This window comes from Superficieibacter sp. BNK-5 (genome assembly GCF_047456055.1).
Taxonomy (GTDB): Bacteria; Pseudomonadota; Gammaproteobacteria; order Enterobacterales; family Enterobacteriaceae; genus Superficieibacter.
Genome location: NZ_CP179893.1, coordinates 2,184,912 through 2,205,474, shown reverse-complemented (window position 1 = coordinate 2,205,474; position 20,563 = coordinate 2,184,912). Strand labels below are relative to the sequence as shown.

17 protein-coding genes are annotated in these 20,563 nt (G+C 51.0%); 7 read left to right on the top strand and 10 right to left on the bottom strand.

Features of this window, described 5'->3' with window-relative positions:
- Positions 1-309 precede the first annotated feature (309 nt).
- The 3 genes from ACMGGS_RS10595 to ACMGGS_RS10585 form a co-directional block, all read right to left on the bottom strand.
- Positions 310-1,011 carry a helix-turn-helix domain-containing protein gene (locus tag ACMGGS_RS10595; protein WP_414166023.1) on the bottom strand — a complete coding sequence of 234 codons (702 nt, stop codon included), beginning with the start codon at positions 1,009-1,011 and terminating at the stop codon, positions 310-312.
- A gap of 298 nt (positions 1,012-1,309) precedes the next feature.
- Positions 1,310-4,360 carry a chitinase gene (locus ACMGGS_RS10590; RefSeq protein WP_414166022.1) on the bottom strand — a complete coding sequence of 1,017 codons (3,051 nt, stop codon included), beginning with the start codon at positions 4,358-4,360 and terminating at the stop codon, positions 1,310-1,312.
- An 89-nt stretch (positions 4,361-4,449) separates the two neighbouring features.
- A complete protein-coding gene (locus ACMGGS_RS10585; RefSeq protein WP_414166021.1) occupies positions 4,450-6,555 on the bottom strand; it encodes a glycosyl hydrolase family 18 protein in 2,106 nt (701 codons plus the stop codon).
- 387 nt (positions 6,556-6,942) lie between these two features.
- On the opposite strand from ACMGGS_RS10585, the gene ACMGGS_RS10580 reads away from it, so the two are divergent.
- Positions 6,943-7,389 (top strand): winged helix-turn-helix domain-containing protein, encoded by a 447-nt coding sequence (locus ACMGGS_RS10580; RefSeq protein ID WP_414166020.1) that lies wholly within the window; start codon positions 6,943-6,945, stop codon positions 7,387-7,389.
- 18 nt (positions 7,390-7,407) lie between these two features.
- Entirely contained in the window at positions 7,408-7,941 is a 534-nt protein-coding gene (locus tag ACMGGS_RS10575; protein WP_414166019.1) for a glycoside hydrolase family 108 protein, read from the top strand.
- Positions 7,942-8,023: 82 nt separating this feature from the next.
- On the opposite strand, the gene ACMGGS_RS10570 is transcribed toward ACMGGS_RS10575, so the two are convergent.
- The 4 genes from ACMGGS_RS10570 to dnaK all read right to left on the bottom strand — a co-directional run bounded on the left by ACMGGS_RS10570 (position 8,024) and on the right by dnaK (position 12,915).
- Positions 8,024-8,371 (bottom strand): phage holin family protein, encoded by a 348-nt coding sequence (locus ACMGGS_RS10570; protein WP_414166018.1) that lies wholly within the window; start codon positions 8,369-8,371, stop codon positions 8,024-8,026.
- Between the two features lie 117 nt (positions 8,372-8,488).
- Positions 8,489-9,436, bottom strand: a complete 948-nt coding sequence (locus ACMGGS_RS10565) for a LysR family transcriptional regulator (protein WP_414166017.1) — start codon at positions 9,434-9,436, stop codon at positions 8,489-8,491.
- A 343-nt stretch (positions 9,437-9,779) separates the two neighbouring features.
- On the bottom strand, positions 9,780-10,916 hold the full coding sequence (gene dnaJ / locus ACMGGS_RS10560) for a molecular chaperone DnaJ (protein ID WP_414166016.1): 1,137 nt from the start codon (positions 10,914-10,916) through the stop codon (positions 9,780-9,782).
- 85 nt (positions 10,917-11,001) lie between these two features.
- Complete coding sequence (gene dnaK / locus ACMGGS_RS10555) at positions 11,002-12,915, bottom strand: molecular chaperone DnaK (protein WP_176918377.1); 1,914 nt, start codon at positions 12,913-12,915, stop codon at positions 11,002-11,004.
- A gap of 391 nt (positions 12,916-13,306) precedes the next feature.
- Between dnaK and ACMGGS_RS10550 the strand changes: the two genes are divergently transcribed.
- From ACMGGS_RS10550 to satP, 3 genes are all read left to right on the top strand, one after another.
- On the top strand, positions 13,307-13,711 hold the full coding sequence (locus ACMGGS_RS10550; protein WP_414166015.1) for a DUF2541 family protein: 405 nt from the start codon (positions 13,307-13,309) through the stop codon (positions 13,709-13,711).
- Positions 13,712-13,761: 50 nt separating this feature from the next.
- A complete protein-coding gene (gene msyB, locus ACMGGS_RS10545; protein WP_414166014.1) occupies positions 13,762-14,475 on the top strand; it encodes an acidic protein MsyB in 714 nt (237 codons plus the stop codon).
- A 154-nt stretch (positions 14,476-14,629) separates the two neighbouring features.
- Positions 14,630-15,196, top strand: coding sequence for an acetate uptake transporter (gene satP / locus ACMGGS_RS10540; RefSeq protein ID WP_414166013.1), 567 nt, complete (start codon positions 14,630-14,632; stop codon positions 15,194-15,196).
- Between the two features lie 48 nt (positions 15,197-15,244).
- Here the strand turns inward: satP and ACMGGS_RS10535 are convergent, their stop codons facing one another.
- A complete protein-coding gene (locus tag ACMGGS_RS10535; RefSeq protein WP_414166012.1) occupies positions 15,245-16,546 on the bottom strand; it encodes an MFS transporter in 1,302 nt (433 codons plus the stop codon).
- A 121-nt stretch (positions 16,547-16,667) separates the two neighbouring features.
- Positions 16,668-17,255, bottom strand: coding sequence for a molybdopterin adenylyltransferase (gene mog / locus ACMGGS_RS10530; protein WP_414166011.1), 588 nt, complete (start codon positions 17,253-17,255; stop codon positions 16,668-16,670).
- Positions 17,256-17,272: 17 nt separating this feature from the next.
- Here mog and ACMGGS_RS10525 point away from each other — a divergent pair, with 17 nt between their 5' ends.
- Positions 17,273-17,896: an Rpn family recombination-promoting nuclease/putative transposase gene (locus ACMGGS_RS10525; protein WP_414166242.1), complete on the top strand. Its 624-nt coding sequence runs from the start codon at positions 17,273-17,275 to the stop codon at positions 17,894-17,896.
- 52 nt (positions 17,897-17,948) lie between these two features.
- Here the strand turns inward: ACMGGS_RS10525 and tal are convergent, their stop codons facing one another.
- On the bottom strand, positions 17,949-18,902 hold the full coding sequence (tal, locus tag ACMGGS_RS10520) for a transaldolase (protein WP_414166010.1): 954 nt from the start codon (positions 18,900-18,902) through the stop codon (positions 17,949-17,951).
- A 204-nt stretch (positions 18,903-19,106) separates the two neighbouring features.
- Between tal and ACMGGS_RS10515 the strand changes: the two genes are divergently transcribed.
- Positions 19,107-20,537, top strand: a complete 1,431-nt coding sequence (locus ACMGGS_RS10515) for an alanine/glycine:cation symporter family protein (protein ID WP_414166009.1) — start codon at positions 19,107-19,109, stop codon at positions 20,535-20,537.
- Positions 20,538-20,563 lie beyond the last annotated feature (26 nt).

Sequence of the window (20,563 nt, the reverse complement as noted above, 5' to 3'; positions counted from 1 at the left end):
CTGGTCGTCGTTAATTTGGGTCAATCAGCTTTTCGAGAGTAAATCGGGAAAAGCGAAGCCTTTCTTTACGTCTCCCGATTTGAATTTTATTATTACTAACAACGGGTTAAGAGGCAATTCTGACGTAATGCCTTTAAAGGACCAGAGTTAACTTGTTGATTTTCGGTAATTAAATTTTTTCTATTTGGCATGGACTGCATGTCATATTGACCGCATCATAAGATTATGCTAACGACAAATATCGTCATGGTAACCATAAGCAGGCGATAAATATTAGGTACAGATGGCACTTATCGCTAATAAAAATAATTAAAAAGCGGCCGGGAGTTTTTTTACCTGGATGAGTTTCCCGTTATCAATACTGATATAGCCGCCTTTCCTGAGTTCAGAAAGGATCTTCATGATGCGGCTTTTCGACAATCCCGTACGGCGCTGAATGAATTTCAGGATATTTATCTGTTGGCGATAATCCTCCGGATAAGCCCATACTTCGATCAGTAGCACCCTGACCTTCAGATAGGAGTCAACGCCCACCTGCTCCTGCTCACGGGCACCCATTAAGATCAGGCGCTGCATCAGGATACGGGCGATGTCATGCCACAAATCGAACTTGTCGGCGCAGGATAAAAAATCCGTTTGGCGGATGACATAATATTTACAGTCCGTCTCGGCAATCATAGCGTACAGCGGCTGCTTAGAGATGTTGTAGTGAGCGGCATAACTGTCCCCCATTCCGGTTACGGAAGGGGCAAAAATAACGCCGGCATGGAGCTGTGTTTTCGTATAAAAAACCGAACAAATGCCCTCTTCAAGCAGGATAATATTGTTTTCTCCATCCTCCCGAACAGACGGAAAAATTTCACCGGCTGACAGAAAAAGAGGAGTACAGAAAGGGAGTAATGCAGTAAAGATGCTATTGATGGCAGCAAAGGGTTTTGACTGTTGCGAAAAAATGAAAGAATGTAATGCTTCAACATTATTTGAAATATCTTTTAAATTTTCTGTATTCATTTTTATGCAGACTGGAAATCAAAAGCATACCATACGGGTTAAAGTCGCTGTTATCAATTGAGTAAAATTAACATCAATTTATAGATTTACTTATTTACATGGCAAAAAAGAGATAAATTACCGCATGATAAAATAATAACTCAGGTAATCATTTTAGATGCATAACTAACATAAGCAAATTCTTAACACAAATAAACAACAACGCTCACAAAAAGAATAATCTCGTTGGTTTGCGACGATCCGGAACAGGTGTTTGCGGATCGTCGCTGAGGCGCTTTAACGCTCAGGTTAAAATGGATTAAACAAGGCGGCGAGGCGCTCCATAATATTCGCGCATCTTCTCTGCCAGCCAGCCGCCATCTTCACCGTTGGAGTGAATAGTGGTAATGCTGACGGTTGAACCGCCGCCCCAGAGGATAGAAAAGACATTATAGTCAGGCAGATTTAACGCCTGCATTTGTCCCCAGTCATACCCCTTATCTTTACGCAAGAAGTCTCCTGCCGTTGCCGCGCCGTAGGTGCCCTGATTGATCGCCGTATTTTTCAACGTCCCGGTAATCGCCTCCACATTGGTACCAATACGCTTGTCGCCCATAAAGAAGGTGCCGCCCGACGCAAAATGGTTTTCGCTAATCATCGTGGTGCCTTCCTCTACCGTCGGCATATGCCCGCCGGGGATCTGCCAGAGCATAGCGGGTTTATTCAGATCTTTTGCCGCCTGTTTTACCATTCCCAGATAGTTAAGCCAGCAGGTCGCATTCCAGCCATAGTGCGCCAGCGCGTCCGGGCTAAAGCAGTCGCGTTCAAACTTATCGAAAGCGATAAAATCGGGTGCGTAGTTGCCGCTGTAAACGCCAAGCTCATTAATAAAGGCCGCAATCTGTTTTCCCTGCGCCTGCGGATCGGCACCTTCGCGCAGTACCCAGTCGGCCGTGCCGGTTGACCAGACGTTAGTCTGCCAGCCGAACGCCACATCCGGCGCAAACTGGTGAACAAGGTAGTTGATCGCCTGAATGTAGCCATACAGATCGTCACTGAACGTCGGCAGCGCTGGCGCACTGTATTTCAGCTCCGGGGCAAGCGCCTTCACCGCCACGGCAAGCTGGGCATTCACCGGTACGCTGTTTTTCTGCCGCACCGCCGTGTAGCCGTAAGGCTCCTGTTGCATCGCGCCCAGGAAATCGGGGTTCAGGACAAATGTCGCCGGGACCGGATGCGCGTCATCTTTATAAGACTGCGCGGCCATACATTGGGTAATAAAGTTACCGAAGTGGTTACGCAGCTTCTGGCTATCCTGCAGATCGCTCACGGCGCTACCACCGCTGGCGTTAGCGGTATAAACCACCATCACCGGCATCACCGATCGGCCCGCTTCTTTCTCAATTTGACGCACCAGCGGCACGGTTTTGTGGATCGGCAGCAGGTCGTAATCCAGGAAGCCGTCACTATTTAGATCCATCTCTTTTGCCGGGATCGGGTCGCCGCCGCCGTCAAAACCGTCATATTTAAACAGCGCGCTGACGGGTACATCGCGGTAGAGCGTGGCGGTATCCGCCGCATTCACCGTGACGCCGCCGTGAGCAACGTAATCCGGCCAGCCGCGCACCTGTAAAACAACGCCTTTTTCAAAGCAGAGCGTAATCACATTGCTGCTTTGCAGCAGGCGCAGACCGGCGTCGGTTTCGCAGCGCCAGATGGCCCCATCGCAATGCACGTCGGCGACCTCCACGGCATACAGCCCCGGCGCAATGCGCAGAGGAAACGCCTGTTGCTGGCTATGGCTTTCCAGGGTCAGCAGATACTGGTACTCCCCTTTTCCGTTTCCGCTGCGGAAACGGTAGCGCTGAGCCGCGGCACCTTTTGGCAGACCAAGCACGGTGGCTTTCACCTCGACAAAGCCAGCGGTATCGGCGCTTTTCTGCTGATAGCCAACGTTCACCACGGTGGTTTTACCTGCTTCAGGGATCGCTGCGGTCGGCTGCGCCGGAGAGCTAATCATCAGATTGTTAATACATGCGGGAAGCAGACGCACCTCATAACGCTGACCGGCGGTCAGGCGAGTCACCTGTAATGCCTCTCCAGCCGTAAGCACCACGGTACGCGCGACGGTGTTATCGCTGCCCCATAGCTCGGCGTTTATCTGGCCGCCGTCGCAGGAAGGGAGATCCAGTTTGAGCGTTATCGCGGCAAAACGTACCGTTTCCTGAAAGGCGATTGGGCAGCTCTTGCTGTCCTGGCCGGAGGCGAGCGTAACGGTCAGCGTCTCTTTTACCGGCGCAATGCGCATGTCATCATTTTCAAGAGACTGGACGTTAACGGTGTACTGCCCTGCCGCGAGATCGGCCACCGTTAGCGACTGGCCCCACTCGCCGGTGACGTTTTTAACGCTGCCGTCCGGATAAACGATATCCAGCACCGGCTTTAGGGTGGTCGCCTCTTTCCGCGCCGGGAAGATGAATTCGATCTTGCCCTGACGACCTGGATCGTGCGCCAGTGTCGCCTGTAGGTCTTCGAGCACTACCGGGGTTTGCGTTGCCGCCAGATAAAACTCCAGCTCCGCCGATTTACCTGCGCCCAGCTTCATTGCGCTGTCATTATTGATAGTGATGCTATTTTTTTCGACAGGCCAGCCGCCGTCGCTGCCAAGTTTAACCGGCTGGTTTCCCATTAACGTCCCGCTGAACGGGCTGTAAGGGTCCGGATGCGCGCTGGCGGTAAAGGTAATTTGCAGCGTGTTAAGGTCGATGGCACGCGAGTAGCCGTTTTTCAGGGTCATTTTGACACGCTGATACCAGCTGTTAACGTTAATCTCGCTGACGGTTAAGACGATGTCCTCGCCGGTGACTGGTTCTGGCTGAGGCTCTGGCTCGGGTTGAGGCTCCGGCTCAGGCTGTGGTTGTGGCTCCGGCTGAGGCTCCGGCTCAGGCTGTGGTTGTGGCTCCGGCTGCGGTATTTCTTCCTCTTCTTCCTCATCCGGAACAACGTCCGCCGCCTCTGACGCCAGCGTTAATGTGAATGCCGACAGCGTCACCGGGACTTTTGCCACCGCCAGACTAAAAAAGAGTTTGCCGCTTTTTCCCGGTGCCAGTAAGAGTTCGCCGCGGTTATTGATGGTCATCTCAATGGCGTTTAATCTTCCCTGCGGCTGTTCGCGCAGCGTCAATGGAAGATCGCCCTTCAGATTACCGCCAAAATTACCCCACGGATCCGGATGACCCGATGCTGTGAAATGAATGATGGCATGATTGAGATCAACGGCGCGATCGCTCTTGTTCGTGAGCGTCAGCGTCATCTTTTGATACCAGCTTTGCGCATTGAGCGCGCTGCTCTTAATTGAAATGGCCGACATGATAAATCCTCTGTCCTTAGGGGAAAAAAGCCCCGAGTCACCGGGGCTTCCATTTAGCAAAATTCAACAACTATCCGTGCTACGGTCGATTAGTAAGCGCCGAGGTCAGTCCATGCGCCGCCAGCGCCGCAGTTCAGATCCGGCTGGTTGCCCTGGGACCACCAGTTAACCTGGTAGTTATGGCCTTTCCAGCTCACGATTTCGAAAGAACCCCAGCTAGCGCCATAAACTTTGGTCGCATCCCACTCGGCGTAAGGCGCAGCCTTATCGTCCGGCGTGGTATCGGTCTCTTCTTCTTTATCTTCTTCTTTATCGTCCGGTGCCGGGATAACGTCTTCGTCTTCCGGTGCAGGGATCACGTCGTCTTCTTTCGGCTGCGCGTCTGCCTGAGCGACAACCGCGGTCAGAACAAAGCGTTGTTGCGTTGAAGGCTCGCCCCAGCAATCGCGAACAAAGAGAGTGAACTGGAACTGCGTCTCTTCAGTCACCTGCGGAATTTCAAACTCAATGATTTCTGCTGTTTTGTCCGCTACGGTAATGGCAGACGGCACGCCCCAGCTGAAGCTCAGTTCGTCTTTGTCTTCATCAGAAGAGTTCGCACCAGACAGTTGAACGCGGGAACCGCCCACAACACGCAGTTCAATAGCGGCTTTTGGCGCATGGTTCACTTTTTTACCGTCTTCTTCTTTTTCTTCAACGTTGATGCCTTCGAAGTAGAACGGCTCCATATCAATGACCTCTTTGCTCATCTCATAACCCAGACCTTCACGCACCGCGTTGACCAGCACGCCATTGTCCTGATCGACCGTCCAGGTAAACACGCCGCCCAGGCCCAGGTTCGCTGCATATTCGCCCTTGGCTTTAACTGAACGCGGGGTATCCAGCGACAGGAACAGTTTAGATTGCGGGTTGTACAGGTAGTCCGCGTTCGCTTTCTGGTCGGTATAGACGTTGAAGCCGTTACGTCCTTTCTGGTTTTCCAGGTCCAGGTAGTTGTAGATCACGTCGTACCATTCGGAGGTACCGGATTCAAACGTACCGGTGGTCGTGCCATTGCCTGGGTTATAGGTGCCTTCCAGCGGGGAGAAGCTGGTGATTTCGGTGTTGCGGCTGTTACGGGTGTAACCAGCGTAACCGATGTTGATACGCTCAGCCGGGAAGCCTTCCGCCAGCAGGTAGTCAACAATAGTTTCAACAGACCAGCCGCCGGCGGTCAGCGCTTTCAGGTTAGTATGATGGGCTACGGTTTCTGCCCACGGCGTACCGAAGAAGTCGTAGGTCATGACGTTGACGAAATCCATACCGGACTTCATCAGGGTGTTAACGCCAGCGTAAGCGAGGTTAGCGACAACCGCGGAAGCAGCGATAGAAATTTTCACGTCGCTGCGGCCTGCGGCGTCCAGCTGTTTGCGCACTTCAGCGATCAGCAGGGCAAAGTTTGCACCATCTTCCGGTCCGTAAGGGTTGCCGACCGCTTCCACGTTCGGGTATTCCCAGTCCAGGTCCACGCCGCTGAACATCGGGAACTGCTTGAACAGTTTGACCACGCCTTTAGCAAAGATTTTACGGGAAGCGTCGGAAGCCGACGTTTCATGGAAGCCGTTACTCATGGTCCAGCCGCCGATGCTCATGGACAGCTCAAGGTTATGGCCCTGTTTTTTCGCTTTCGCCTGCAGATCACGCAGACCGCCGAGGAAGCCTTTGGTGTTGGCCTGAGTTACGGTCTTAGGATCGACATCCCAGCCGCTAACGTCGAAACCGACGTTTACGTAAGTCTGGAAATCGCCCCACGGATCGAGGAAGGTCGGCTCGTATTTCACTTTACCGCACAGCGCTGCGCCTTCAGCAACAACGTCGCGGTCCTGACCATCCTGCTTTTTAAAGCCGGTGATGCCCACGAAACCAACAATAATTTTGTCGTAAGCGGTCGGAGACACGTTGGTTAGATCGTAGCCGCGACCACGGTTAAGTTCGGTGTCATCGCCCTGCAAACGAGAATCGTACTGCGACCAGTCAGTATAGTAGCCAAATACTTTCGGCTTCGATGCATCAGCTTTGTACTGGTTATAGACAGGTTTCGCGACACGAGCAGAGGTATAGCTCAGTTTACTGTCGTCAATTGTAGGGTTAAAGCCGTCAGCCGCGTTGCTGGTTTCTGTCAGGGTATCGCCCTTAATTAATTTGCTCTGTGCCATGATTATTTCCTTATGATTTAAAATTAATCGCAGTTCGTTCTGCGGGGTCCATAATCCATCCGCATCGGCCAAATGGCTAATCACAAAACATCACATATTCAGGTGATGCTCAAATCACTAAAATAGTGAGACTCCTCAGATAAACACTCCATTCTCATCACGCTAATGACCATTGGGTGAATTAGCAAAACCCGGCGCTACGTTACGTATTAAGTTTCATTAAAGTTGATAGTAAACCTCATTTAATAAGGTCGCTTTTTTGTGACGTAAGTTGGTTTTCCAGCGTTTAACTCAATAAAATCATTGGGAAATAATGGATTGAGCAAATTCTTATAATTAATATCAACCGCACTCAAAACAGGATGTAAATTTCTAAAGGATGACGTTATGAAAACCTACATGATTAATAACAATTGTATCTACAATGAAAGGAATCATGAGTTAAGAAGTATCTCGAATTCGCTGGTTATCAAAATGACCGCAATGCGTGCAAGATGCCTTAGCTTTATTATTGAGAACGCACAAATGGATGTGATTGAACGCCAGCAGCTCACTACGGCGCTATGGGGAAGTCGGGGGAACTTCGTTAATGATGCCAATTTAACGCAGATACTCTATCTCATTCGTCGCGATCTAAAATCATTAGGAGTGAATGATTTTTTGATTACCGTGCCGCGAAAAGGCATTCAGGTTAATAACCAGATTCCGGTAAAACCAATAGACAATAAAGCAGGCAAGCGCTGGGCATGGCTAAATAAAACGCCAGTTAAAGTCATGCTTACCGTTGCTGCCGCTGCCGTATTAGCAGCCGCCTGTTATGTGAATATCCACTAATATTGTTGAGGTGAAAAAATGAATCCAGTTATTGACGGCATTTTAATGACAGAAGGCAGTTACACAAATAACCCTAACGATCGGGGCGGCGCAACCAATTGGGGAATTACCGAAGCGACAGCGCGTGCGAATGGTTATCAGGGCAATATGCGGGATATGACGCGCGCAGAAGCGTACTCTATACTCGAAAATGATTACTGGATAAAACCGGGCTTTGAACTTATTTCGCAGATTTCCTGGCCGGTTGCTTTTGAACTCTGCGATGCCGCTGTGAACATTGGACCGCGACTTCCCTGCCTGTGGTTGCAGCGCTGGCTGAATGCCCTGAACCGCGAGCAGAAAAATTATCATGATATTAAAGTTGATGGGCACATCGGACCTATGACCATCACCGCCTTGCAGGTCTTCATCGCCTGGCGCGGCAGAGAGGGCGAGCATGTGCTGGTCGAAGCGCTGAACTGTAGCCAGGGTGCCTACTACCTGAACATTACGGAAGAAAGACCGCAAAATGAGGATTTCGTCTACGGATGGATTAAAAACCGGGTAACGTAAAAAACGAAAAAATGCATTGCTACGCCTTTGCGTAGCAATATAAAAACGGGCTGTATAAGGCTCAGCAATGAGCCTTATGTTTTTATTTTATGATACTGTTATCTTCGATGGTTTTCTTTAGTTTATCGCCGAGGAATTTAAGTATCGGCGCGGCGAATACGCCGCCAACACCTGCGGCCAGTAAAATCATATTGAAGCTAAACCCTTTTTCAATCGCAATAGCACTTAATAAAAAACTGGTAAAGCAGGAGATCACAATTTGCGTAAGACAGCTCATAATGCCTTTATGCATTGGTTCCGTCTTTTTCCTGTTGGACTTTAACAGATAACTGACAAAACCGCCCCACGCGCCCGTCGCGACAACGGTTAATAAAATTTCCATCTCCAGAAGTACAACTTCTGAGGTTTCTAAATGATTGGGAATAGACATTTTAACTTCCTGTATTGAAATGACATGGTAGGAATGTAATAAAAATAGCGCTAAAGCCGTAATCAAACCGCATCATTGAATACCAATTTTTATCACTCGTCCCTGAAGGTACTACTCCTAACGTCTGAATGAGGAAAGGGTATGAAGCATATCTACCAATTCCTTTACGTCCTGTTTTTTACTGCTTTTATTATTCCATGAAGCATACACATTCAGCGGTTTAAAAACCAATTCCGGCGGCGGCTGGACCATTTTAATCGCGTAGCGGCGCTGATTTTTATAAAAAAGCGCCAGCTTTAAAGGTAATATGGCAATTAATGAGGTTCGCTCAACGATACTGATGATGCCGCTGATGGAATCACTGCGGTATCCCTTCACCCGGTACCCCTTATACTCGTCATTTTTTTCATGCAGATCGTCATCATTGATCATAATGGGCGAGAAGATCCCGGACTGATAGACGGCATGACGTGCAGAATAAAAGCTGTGCAGCGTGAGCTGCGACAACTCGCCAAGCAGATTATCGGCGCTACAGATGCAGACGAAGTTTTTAAAGCTGTCGATAAGTTGGTTTTCGATACCCGGCTCGATGATGGTGTCGGGGCTGATAACAAGATCGCAATCACCGACTATCAAATGTTCTTTGAGAGTATCTTTATGTATATTTCTGGCAGAGAAATGACGCAGAGAGAATCGCTCAAAAATATCGTCTTCATATAACTGAGACAGATAATAGTTTTCAGCGATCTCGCTACCCAGCACGGTGATTTTCTGGCTGCGCGTACTCGTCTCTTCGGGGACAAAGGTATCATTTACCAGCGCCATAGCCTGACGAAAAGCCTGATGGATCTCGAGGGCTTTTGCCGTAGGAACAAGACCATCTTTGCTTCTGACAAATAATTCTTGCTGATAAAAGCTCTGCAAACGGGACAGCGCCAGAGAAATAGCAGCAGGCGTAACGGATAATCTTTTGGAGGCTTTGGTGGCATTGCCTGCCGATATGACAGCGTCAAGGACTTTGATTAAATTATAATCAAAGTGCTTGTTGGCACCTTTTGAGCCCATCCATTGTCAGCCTCTTAAATTTAAAAAATGCAATATAGATAATACTCAAAATAAAGCAAATAACAGTTTATCAAAAGAATAATAAATTATTACGATGAGAGACATCGTTTTTTTATAAACAATAAATCCACAAAATGTTGCATATAAACCAACAACTCTATTTAGCTAAACAACATATCATTTTTAATAAAACTTAATATATCTATCTCTTTTGTGGCGGTACTGAAACCTGAACGCCAGGGATACAGGCCGTTCTGAGGGCGGACGCTGGCCGACTCAGTAATAAACAGGCAAAAAAAAGCCTGAGAGTGAACTCTCAGGCCGATGAATTGCAGGGATGATATTAACGCGTCAAATCATCAAAAAACTTTTTTACACCATCAAAGAAGCTTTTAGAGCGCGGGCTGTTATGTTCGCCCGTCGGACCGCCAAAACTGTCCTGCAGATCTTTCAGTAGCTGTTTCTGCTTGTCATTGAGACCTACCGGCGTTTCGACAACCACGCGGCACAGCAAATCGCCCTGCGCCCCGCCGCGTACCGATTTCACCCCTTTGCCGCGCATACGGAACAGTTTACCGGTCTGCGTTTCACCGGGCACTTTCAGTTTCACCCGGCCATCCAGCGTCGGCACTTCGATTTCACCGCCCAGCGCCGCCATGGCAAAGTTGATCGGCACTTCACAATACAGGTTGTTGCCTTCGCGTTCGAAGATCGGATGCTGTTTTACCTGCACCTGAACGTACAGATCGCCCGCTGGCGCGCCGTGCTCGCCCGCTTCGCCTTCGCCTGACAAACGGATACGGTCGCCAGTATCCACACCTGCCGGAATTTTAACCGACAGCGTTTTGCTTTTCTCGACGCGCCCGTGACCGTGGCACTTATGGCACGGATCTTTGATCAGCGTACCGCGGCCCTGACAATGCGGACAGGCCTGCTGTACCGCAAAGAAGCCCTGACGCATTTGTACCTGGCCGGAACCATGACAGGTCGGGCAGGTCTGCGGCTGCGTGCCGGGTTTAGCACCGCTACCGTGGCAGATATCACACTCTTCTAGCGTCGGAATGCGAATTTCTTTGGTAACGCCGCGTACCGCTTCTTCCAGCGTCAGATCCATGTTGTAGCGCAGATCGGCACCGCGTGAGGCACGCTGACGACCACGGCCGCCGCCAAAGATATCGCCAAACACGTCGCCAAAGATATCGCCGAAGTCAGCACCGCCGCCGCCGAAACCGCCACCGCCGCCCATGCCGCCCTGCTCGAACGCGGCGTGGCCGTACTGATCGTAAGCCGCACGCTTCTGGGCGTCGGTGAGGATTTCATACGCTTCTTTGATTTCTTTAAATTTGGCTTCGGCTTCTTTATCGCCCTGGTTACGGTCCGGGTGATACTTCATCGCCAGGCGTTTGTACGCCTTTTTGATTTCACGCTCTTCCGCTGTCCGGGAAACGCCTAAAATCTCGTAATAATCTTGTTTCGCCATTGTCTTTTTCAGCCCCTAACATGCGAGCACGGGCGGAGAGGAAACCTCTTCGCCCGTGCCAGTTCATAACCCATTCAAAGGGCGATTATTTTTTGTCTTTTACTTCTTCAAACTCAGCGTCGACCACATCGTCATCCTGCGCATTGTTTGCAGAAGCATCAGCGCCAGCCTGCTGCTGTGCGTGCTGCTGCTGAGCGATTTCCATCAGCTTCTGGGAAACCTGTGCCAGCGCCTGCATCTTCGCTTCGATATCCGCTTTGTCTTCGCCTTTCAGCGATGTTTCCAGCGCGCTCAGTGCAGACTCGATAGCGGTTTTGTCATCAGCTGGCAGTTGATCGCCCGCTTCTTCAACCTGCTTACGGGTGCTGTGCAGCAGATGGTCGCCCTGGTTACGGGTCTGAACCAGCTCTTCGAACTTACGGTCAGATTCCGCGTTGGCTTCCGCTTCGCGGACCATCTTCGCGATCTCGTCTTCGTTCAGACCAGAAGACGCCTTGATGGTGATCTTCTGCTCTTTACCGCTGTTTTTGTCTTTCGCGGAAACGTGCAGGATACCATCAGCATCAATGTCGAAGGTGACTTCGATCTGCGGCATACCGCGCGGTGCAGGCTGAATACCATCGAGGTTAAACTGGCCCAGATCTTTGTTATCAGAGGCACGTTTACGCTCACCCTGCAGCACATGGATCGTAACAGCAGACTGGTTGTCTTCCGCAGTCGAGAACACCTGGCTGTGCTTGGTCGGGATGGTGGTGTTTTTGCTGATCAGCGCTGTCATTACGCCGCCCATGGTTTCGATACCCAGCGACAGCGGGGTAACGTCCAGCAGCAGTACGTCTTTTACTTCACCGGTCAGTACACCACCCTGAACTGCGGCACCAATCGCCACTGCTTCATCCGGGTTAACGTCTTTACGCGGCTCTTTACCGAAGAACTCAGCCACTTTTTTCTGCACCATCGGCATACGCGTCTGACCACCGACCAGGATCACGTCCTGAACGTCAGAGACGGACAGACCCGCATCCTGCAATGCCACTTTCAGCGGCTCGATAGAACGGTTCACCAGGTCTTCGACCAGGCTTTCCAGTTTCGCACGCGTCACTTTAATGTTCATGTGTTTCGGACCGGTCGCATCTGCAGTGATGTACGGCAGGTTGACGTCGGTCTGCTGTGCAGAAGACAGCTCAATTTTCGCTTTTTCTGCGGCTTCTTTCAGACGCTGCATCGCCAGCGGATCGTTACGCAGGTCGATACCCTGATCTTTCTTAAACTCGTCAACGAGGTAGTTGATCATGCGGCTGTCAAAGTCTTCACCACCCAGGTGGGTATCACCGTTGGTTGCCAGAACTTCAAAGGTTTTTTCGCCGTCAACGTCGTCGATTTCGATAATAGAAATATCGAAAGTACCACCGCCGAGGTCATAAACCGCAATGGTACGGTTACCCACTTCTTTATCCAGACCGTAAGCCAGTGCGGCAGCGGTAGGTTCGTTGATGATACGTTTGACTTCCAGACCCGCGATACGGCCAGCGTCTTTGGTTGCCTGACGCTGCGCATCGTTAAAATACGCCGGCACGGTAATAACCGCTTCAGTTACCGCTTCACCCAGGTAATCTTCCGCCGTTTTCTTCATTTTTTTCAGCACTTCAGCAGAGATCTGCGGCGGTGCCATTTTCTGACCTTTAACGTCAATCCACGCATCACCGTTATCGGCGGCGATGATTTTGTACGGCATGATAGCTTCATCACGCTGAACTTCTTCGTCCTGGAAGCGGCGGCCAATCAGGCGTTTAATCGCAAACAGGGTGTTTTGCGGGTTTGTCACTGCCTGACGCTTAGCCGGCTGACCAACCAGAGTTTCACCATCCTGAGTATATGCAATGATAGAAGGCGTAGTACGGTCGCCCTCAGCGTTCTCCAGCACACGTGCCTGCGTGCCATCCATAATCGCTATACAAGAGTTAGTTGTACCCAGGTCGATACCAATAATTTTACCCATCTAAACGTCTCCACTAAAAATTCGGTCATCATGTGGTTGTGAACCTGTAATAAGGGCGAAACGTGCGGTTTCAACTGCCTTAAATCGTTTTTTTTCAGGTTCACTCACTGCGGTTGACTACAAGATGGGGTCGCCGCGACCTGCATCAAGGGGGGAAGTGAAAAAAATTTTGCCGATCGGGATCGTCTCAGACGGCTCACTGGCTCCTGTGGACGCGTTCCGCTCACAGGCGATAAGCAACACATTCATAATGTGAATATAAATAACAAATACATTCACAAAATTATTGAAATAAATCGAAAGCATTACGAACTCGAAGAAAAAAGACATTAAGTGTTAAAATAAACGGCCCTGCTACAGCGCCATTGAATACATTTACAAAGGAATAGAAATGAACCGGGTATTAATAATCTCTTTAGGCTTACTGTCCGGCTTATTGATCAACCTGCCTGCTATGGCCAACGATCATAAAGCGATGGGCATTATTGCTATGCCGCGTAATGAAACGAATGATTTAACGCTGAGAATGCCCGTTTGCCGCGTGGTGAAGCGTATCCAGATTAAAGCCGATCACGGTGATGTGCAGCTTAGCGGCGCGTCGGTCTACTTTAAAGCCTCACGCAGCGCCAGCCAGAGCCTGAACGTGCCTTCCACCATTAAAGAAGGTGAGAGCACGGGCTGGATCAATATTAATAGCGATAACGATAATAAACGCTGCGTGTCGAAGATCGTATTTTCCGGCCATACGGTGAACTCCTCAGATATGGCGCGGCTAAAAATCATTGGTGATGATTAAGTATTAACAGTCCATTGTTGTTAACACTATTTTTTTGGACATTAACATTCATGAACGTCACTTATTTACACGACGACGATCTGAGCTTTTTACAGCACTGTAGCGAAGAACAACTGGCCGATTTTGCCCGTTTATTAACCCATAACAGCAAAGATAAGCCGCGTCTCTCAAGCATGCTGCTGCGCAATGAACTTTATCAGTCGATGGAAGGGCATCCGGAACGGCATCGTCATAGCTGGAAGCTTATCGCCGGCGAACTGCAGCATTTCGGCGGCGACAGCATCGCCAATACGCTGCGCGGGCACGGTAAACTGTATCGGGTGATCCTGCTGGATGTCTGCCATCGCCTGAAGCTGAAAGCGGAAAAAAACCAGCCTACGTTTGAAATCGAACAGCACCTGCTGGAGCATTTTCTGCGCAATACGTGGAAGAAAATGAATGAGGAGCAAAAAGCGCAGTTCTTTGCTGCGGTTAAGCTTAAAGTAACCGAGCTGGAGGAGATTTTGCCCCGGTTACTCGAGGATAAAAAACTGATTGGCGGCGTTTCTCTATTGCTCTCCGGCCAGCTAAACCGCATCCTGCGCACCCATGCGGCTGTCAGCGTGATTGGACACGGTTTACTGCGCGGTGCCGGGCTGGGTGGCCCGGTGGGAGCCGCGTTAAACAGCGTAAAAGCCGTGAGTGGTACTGCGTATCGGGTGACTATCCCCGCCGTATTACGAATAGCCTGCCTGCGCCGAATGATTGCGGCTCAACACGCCTGATTTCGCCATCACTGTGCGGGGGTAAAAATCACCTGTTTACCCCCGGGAGATCATAGACAGTACAAATGCCGCCGATTATGATGCTGCGCCCTCCCCGTAGCGGGTTTGATGGGCAAACACCTTTCACTATAAATCGATAAGTTTTTGAGGAATTATGGGCAACACTAAGTTGGCTAATCCGGCTCCGCTGGGCCTGATGGGTTTCGGCATGACCACTATTCTGCTGAACCTGCATAATGCAGGCATTTTCCCTTTCGACGGTATTATTCTGGCGATGGGTATTTTTTACGGTGGTATCGCGCAGATTTTTGCCGGCCTGCTGGAATTTAAAAAGGGCAATACCTTTGGTTTAACCGCCTTTACCTCTTACGGCTCTTTCTGGCTAACGCTGGTCGCCATCCTGCTGATGCCCAAAATGGGCTTAACCGATGCGCCAAACGCGCAGTTCCTCGGGGCTTACCTCGGTCTGTGGGGCGTATTTACGCTGTTTATGTTCTTCGGTACGCTGAAAGGCGCAAGAATGTTGTCGTTTGTCTTTTTAAGCCTGACCGTCCTGTTTGCGCTGTTGGCAGTCGGTAACATCGGCGGCGATGAAGGCATCATTCACATTGCTGGCTGGGTCGGTCTGATCTGTGGTGCAAGCGCAATTTATCTGGCGATGGGTGAAGTGCTGAACGAACAGTTTGGCCGTACCGTGTTGCCGATTGGCGAGCAGCACTAATCGACGCTGGCGGATACCGCTCAGGGTATCCGCCATGAATCATCAGCATTAAGAACGCTGTAAAACCTTCTCCGTATTATCTTCACCGCTCTCATGCCTTAAGGCTACGCCCAGCGCTATTCCCATCAGTGATACCCCCAAAATGTACCAGGCCGGAGCCATCGGCGAAACGCCCATCAGCATGGTGACCGCGACTGGCGTCAGGCCGCCGAAAATGGCATACGACATATTGTAGGAAAAGGAAATGCCGGAAAAACGCACCGCGGGCGGAAACGCTTTGACCATCACATAAGGCACGGCGCCCACTACCCCCACGCAGAGTCCCACCAACCCGTACAGTAAAAAAAGCTGCTGTGGATAGACGCCGGAGAGGTGATAGAACATCCAGCCGGAGCAGACCAGCATTATGCTGCCAATAATAAAGGTTTTACTGGCTCCAAAACGATCGACCGCCAGCCCGGCCATCAGGCAGCCAAAACAGAGCATGATGGTAGCAATGCTGTTAGCCTTCAGGGTAAGTGCTGACGCAAAGCCATACTGTTTTTGCAGCCAGACCGGCGACATCAGGATCACGACCACAATGCCGGCAGAAAGCAGCCCCGTCAGCAGCATAGAAAGAATGACCGCTTTTTTATGCCTGACAATGACCGATTTCACCGGCAATTCCTTTGCCAGAACTTTACGCTGCTGCATCTCCAGGAAGATGGGCGTCTCCTGTAACCAGCGGCGCAGATACATGGCAATCAGCCCGAACGCGCCGCCCAGCAGGAACGGTAAACGCCAGCCAACATCATGAATCGCCTGCTGGCTCAGGGTAGTATTGACGATAGTCGCTACCACCGAGCCGAGCAGAATGCCAACCGTCAGCCCGGCCGTCAGCGTGCCGCAGGCTATGCCAATGCGGCGCTCCGGCACATGCTCAGCGACGAACACCCACGCTCCCGGCACCTCGCCACCAATGGCCGCGCCCTGAAGGATACGCATTAGCAGCAGGAGCAATGGCGCAGCTAAACCGGCCGTGGCATAGGTGGGCAACAGCCCTATCGCCAGGGTTGGCAGGGCCATGAGCAGAATGCTCAGGGTAAACATCTTTTTACGTCCGACCAGATCGCCAAAGTGGGCCATGACGATGCCGCCCAATGGTCGTGCCAGATAACCGGCGGCAAAAATCCCGAACGTCTGCACCTGACGCAGCCATTCAGGAATATCATCAGGAAAGAAAAGATCGCCGATTAACGCCGCAAAGAAAACGAAGATAATAAAATCATAAAATTCCAGCGCGCCACCAAGGGCGGCGAGCGTCAGCGTTTTATAATCCTGGCGATTCAGAGTCCGTGCGTTTTTCGACATAGCCGACCATTCGTAAGCAGGAGAGAAGATGCTCACTATACTATGTAAATTAAAAATTACTGAATAGTAAATAAATCGCTACGCCACGGACATTTTTGTTAAAGCCTGGCAACCCACCGGCTCAGGAAAGACTCTCTCTTCTCGCGCTTTTCGGCCGGAAAGCGTCTACTACCTGACTGTCCGTTTCGATATAAGGCCCTTCAAGCAACTGTATACAATACGGTACACTTGCAAAAATACCCGGTACCACCGATTTACCCTCTGCATCTTTAACGCCTTCCAGCGTTTCCTGAATAGACTTAGGCTGGCCCGGTAAGTTGAGGATCAGCGCCTGCTTGCGAATGACCCCGACCTGACGGGAAAGGATGGCGGTCGGAACGAATTGCAGGCTGATTTGCCGCATCTGCTCGCCAAAACCAGGCATTTCACGATCGGCCACTGCCAGCGTGGCGTCCGGCGTCACATCACGCCGCGCCGGACCGGTTCCGCCCGTGGTCAGGACCAGATGACAGCTCATTTCATCCACCAGCTCACATAGCGTTTGTTCAATGATACTCTGCTCGTCAGGGATCAACCGTGTCTGGATGTCGTAAGGGGTGGTGAGCGCTTTTTCCAGCCACGATTCAAGCGCCGGAATGCCTTTATCCTGATAAACGCCGCTGGAGGCGCGATCGGAGATGGAAACTAAGCCAATGCGTAAGGTGTCCATGAGTATTCCCTTCTGTGATGCTATTTCCAGGAATAATACACGCGAACGTCACGCAATACGACGCATCTGAACATCACCTTTCACGAGAGGGCTACAGCCCCTATCCCTGGGCGATGAACTGGCTGGAAGACTTTACCGATCCCCAACTTGCCTGTCAGATCTATAGCCATGATTTTACCCTGGTCGATATCACGACGATCCCGGACGATGATATTATGCAGCATCGAAGCATGGCGGCATTGACGCTTATTCAGAAACATATTCGCCAGCGCGATCTGGCGCAATTACTGGATAAACTCGCCAGCCTGTTGATAATGGAGCATATTGACAAACAGCAGGTAGTTGCCCTGGTAAACTACATGTTGCAGACCAGCGAAACACAAAACGCCACCGTGTTTTTGCGCAAGCTTGCACAACGCGTCCCCCGACATGGAGATGAATTGATGACAATGGCAGAGCAGTTGGAAAATATCGGTCTCTTAAAAGGTCTTGAAAAAGGTATTCGTCAGGGCAAGCAGGCAGGAGAACGCGAAGCCACGCTCAAAATTGCACGAGCGATGCTGGAGAATGGGTTAGAGGAACAGGCGATCGTCAAGATGACGGGCATTGCAATAGAAGAGTTACGGCAGTTTCACCACTGATTTTGCCTGCAAGATAAAAAAATGGCCGGTAGAATGTTACCGGCCATCATGATTACAGCAGGTCGCCGATCATTTTTTCCAGTTTTTCCTGGTCAACGGCGAACTTGCGGATACCGTCCGCCAGTTTATCGACCGCCATCGGGTCCTGGTTATGCTGCCACAGGAACTCGGCTTCAGTAATACGCTCCGGACGCGCTTTAACCTCGCCGCTAAACGACAGTTTACGCTCGATCGCGCCTTCGCTTTCCGCCAGCTCTTTCAGCAGCGCCGGTGCGATGGTCAGACGATCGCAGCCCGCCAGCTCCAGGATTTCACCCAGGTTACGGAAGCTTGCGCCCATAACCACGGTTTCATAGCCGTGCTGTTTATAGTATTCGTAGATTTCCGTTACCGATACTACACCCGGATCTTCTGCTGGCGCATACTCTTTCTTATCGGTATTGGTTTTGTACCAGTCGAGGATACGACCGACAAACGGAGAAATCAGGTATACGCCCGCTTCGGCGCAGGCGCGAGCCTGAGCGAAGGAGAACAGCAGCGTCAGGTTACAGTTGATCCCCTCTTTTTCCAGCTGCTCGGCGGCACGAATGCCCTGCCAGGTAGAGGCCAGTTTGATCAGAATACGGTCGTTGCTGATACCAGCGTCGTTGTACAGCTTGATCAGACGTTTGGCTTTAACGATGGACGCTTCGGTGTCATAAGAAAGACGCGCATCGACTTCAGTCGAAATACGGCCCGGCACCAGTTTCAGAATTTCCAGACCAATGTTTACGGCCAGTTTATCGCTCGCATCAACGATCTGCTGCGCACGATCGCTGCTCTGGCTACGCGCCCAGGTCACAGCATCGTCAATCAGTTTACGATATTCAGGGATTTGTGCAGCGCCAAGGATCAGAGAAGGGTTGGTTGTTGCATCCTGCGGCTGATACAGCTTCATTGCCGCGATATCTCCGGTGTCAGCCACCACGGTGGTGTACTGACGCAGGGAGGTCAATTTATCCGTCATGATAGTGTTTCTCTTTAAACAGCTTGTTAGGGGGATGTAACCGGTCTGCCCTGATGATATCACGACCCACTCTCAGCGCAACCGCGACGGTATGCCCGCAGAGAGTATGGTAGACTTCGCTGGCTGATTACCTGAAGGGTAATCATTTATCCCGTAAGTGGTAGCGCTTACATCAGCGCACCGGCATAAACAAGAGGATGTTTAATGCCTGATTTTCTTCAGTTTATGAGCGATGTCATGTGGGGATCGATAATGATCTACCTCCTTGCCGGGGCTGGCATCTGGTTTACCTGGCGTACGGGATTTATTCAGTTTCGCTATCTTCGTCACTACCGTAAAAGTCTGAAAAACAGCCTGACACCGCAACCGGGCGGCTTGACCTCGTTTCAGGCGCTGTGCACCAGTCTGGCCGCGCGCGTCGGCAGCGGCAACTTCGCCGGAATTTCACTGGCTATTGCCGCAGGCGGACCCGGAGCTGTCTTCTGGATGTGGATATCGGGGCTGACCGGTATGGCGATAAGCTTTGCTGAATGCTCGCTTTCCCAGCTTTATAAACAGCGCGATGCTTCGGGACAGTTTCGCGGTGGACCTGCATGGTATATGGATCGCGGGCTGGGGATGCGCTGGATGGGAATACTCTTCTCCCTGTTTTTACTGCTCTCGTATGGCCTGGTTTTTAATACGGTTCAGGCGTATTCCGTTGCCAGTGCGGTAAACTACGCTTTCTCTGTGCCGTCACTGGTAACGGGCGTAATGCTTGCCGCGCTGGTGCTGTTGTCGGTGGCGCGCGGTATTCGCGGGGTTGCCCGGATGCTGCAGTGGCTGGTACCGGTAATGGTTGTTATTTGGGTTATCGCCAGTCTTCTTATCACCGCATGGCATATTACAGCCCTCCCCGGTACTCTCGCGGCTATTGTCAAAAGCGCCTTCGGCTGGCAGGAAGCGGCGGCTGGCGCGGCGGGTTACACCGTTAGCCAGGCACTCACCAGCGGTTTTCAGCGCGGGATGTTCTCCAATGAAGCCGGAATGGGTTCGACGCCTAATGCCGCGGCGGCCGCAGCGTCCTGGCCACCGCATCCTGCTGCCCAGGGTATTGTGCAGATGATCGGCGTGTTTATTGATACGTTTATTATCTCTACCTGTAGTGCGCTAATCGTGCTATTGGCAGGCACAAATACGCAGCATACCGCGATAGAAGGCATTCTACGGATACAGCAGGCGATGGGGATGCTTATTGGTGATGCCGGTGCCGGACTGGTCGCCATCGTCGTCATGTTGTTCGCCTTTACGTCCATCGTCGGGAATTATCTCTACGCTGAAAACAACCTGATTTTCCTGCGGCTTGATGCACTCTGGGCACGCTGGGTGTTACGTGCCGCTACGTTAATGATGGTTGTGGCAGGCTCGCTTCTAAGCTTTCCGGTGATATGGCAACTGGCGAATATTGTGATGGCGTTGATGGTCATTACCAATCTGACCGCCATCCTGCTCCTGTCGCCGGTGGTGCGCCTTATCGCCAGCGATTATCTGCGTCAGCGTAAATTAGGCGTGCGGCCGGTATTTGATCCGCAACGCTACCCGGATCTCCAGCGGCAATTAATGCCGGATTCGTGGGAAAATCCACCAAAGCAATAAGGCGACAATCGCAGTCATCGCCCACA

What these genes read in the sequence shown, in the direction of transcription:
- ACMGGS_RS10595 (WP_414166023.1), bottom strand. Translation starts at nt 1,011, where the DNA reads ATGAATACAGAAAATTTAAAAGATATTTCAAATAATGTTGAAGCATTA.
- ACMGGS_RS10590 (WP_414166022.1), bottom strand. Translation starts at nt 4,360, where the DNA reads ATGTCGGCCATTTCAATTAAGAGCAGCGCGCTCAATGCGCAAAGCTGG.
- ACMGGS_RS10585 (WP_414166021.1), bottom strand. Translation starts at nt 6,555, where the DNA reads ATGGCACAGAGCAAATTAATTAAGGGCGATACCCTGACAGAAACCAGC.
- ACMGGS_RS10580 (WP_414166020.1), top strand. Translation starts at nt 6,943, where the DNA reads ATGAAAACCTACATGATTAATAACAATTGTATCTACAATGAAAGGAAT.
- ACMGGS_RS10575 (WP_414166019.1), top strand. Translation starts at nt 7,408, where the DNA reads ATGAATCCAGTTATTGACGGCATTTTAATGACAGAAGGCAGTTACACA.
- ACMGGS_RS10570 (WP_414166018.1), bottom strand. Translation starts at nt 8,371, where the DNA reads ATGTCTATTCCCAATCATTTAGAAACCTCAGAAGTTGTACTTCTGGAG.
- ACMGGS_RS10565 (WP_414166017.1), bottom strand. Translation starts at nt 9,436, where the DNA reads ATGGGCTCAAAAGGTGCCAACAAGCACTTTGATTATAATTTAATCAAA.
- dnaJ (WP_414166016.1), bottom strand. Translation starts at nt 10,916, where the DNA reads ATGGCGAAACAAGATTATTACGAGATTTTAGGCGTTTCCCGGACAGCG.
- dnaK (WP_176918377.1), bottom strand. Translation starts at nt 12,915, where the DNA reads ATGGGTAAAATTATTGGTATCGACCTGGGTACAACTAACTCTTGTATA.
- ACMGGS_RS10550 (WP_414166015.1), top strand. Translation starts at nt 13,307, where the DNA reads ATGAACCGGGTATTAATAATCTCTTTAGGCTTACTGTCCGGCTTATTG.
- msyB (WP_414166014.1), top strand. Translation starts at nt 13,762, where the DNA reads ATGAACGTCACTTATTTACACGACGACGATCTGAGCTTTTTACAGCAC.
- satP (WP_414166013.1), top strand. Translation starts at nt 14,630, where the DNA reads ATGGGCAACACTAAGTTGGCTAATCCGGCTCCGCTGGGCCTGATGGGT.
- ACMGGS_RS10535 (WP_414166012.1), bottom strand. Translation starts at nt 16,546, where the DNA reads ATGTCGAAAAACGCACGGACTCTGAATCGCCAGGATTATAAAACGCTG.
- mog (WP_414166011.1), bottom strand. Translation starts at nt 17,255, where the DNA reads ATGGACACCTTACGCATTGGCTTAGTTTCCATCTCCGATCGCGCCTCC.
- ACMGGS_RS10525 (WP_414166242.1), top strand. Translation starts at nt 17,273, where the DNA reads ATGCTATTTCCAGGAATAATACACGCGAACGTCACGCAATACGACGCA.
- tal (WP_414166010.1), bottom strand. Translation starts at nt 18,902, where the DNA reads ATGACGGATAAATTGACCTCCCTGCGTCAGTACACCACCGTGGTGGCT.
- ACMGGS_RS10515 (WP_414166009.1), top strand. Translation starts at nt 19,107, where the DNA reads ATGCCTGATTTTCTTCAGTTTATGAGCGATGTCATGTGGGGATCGATA.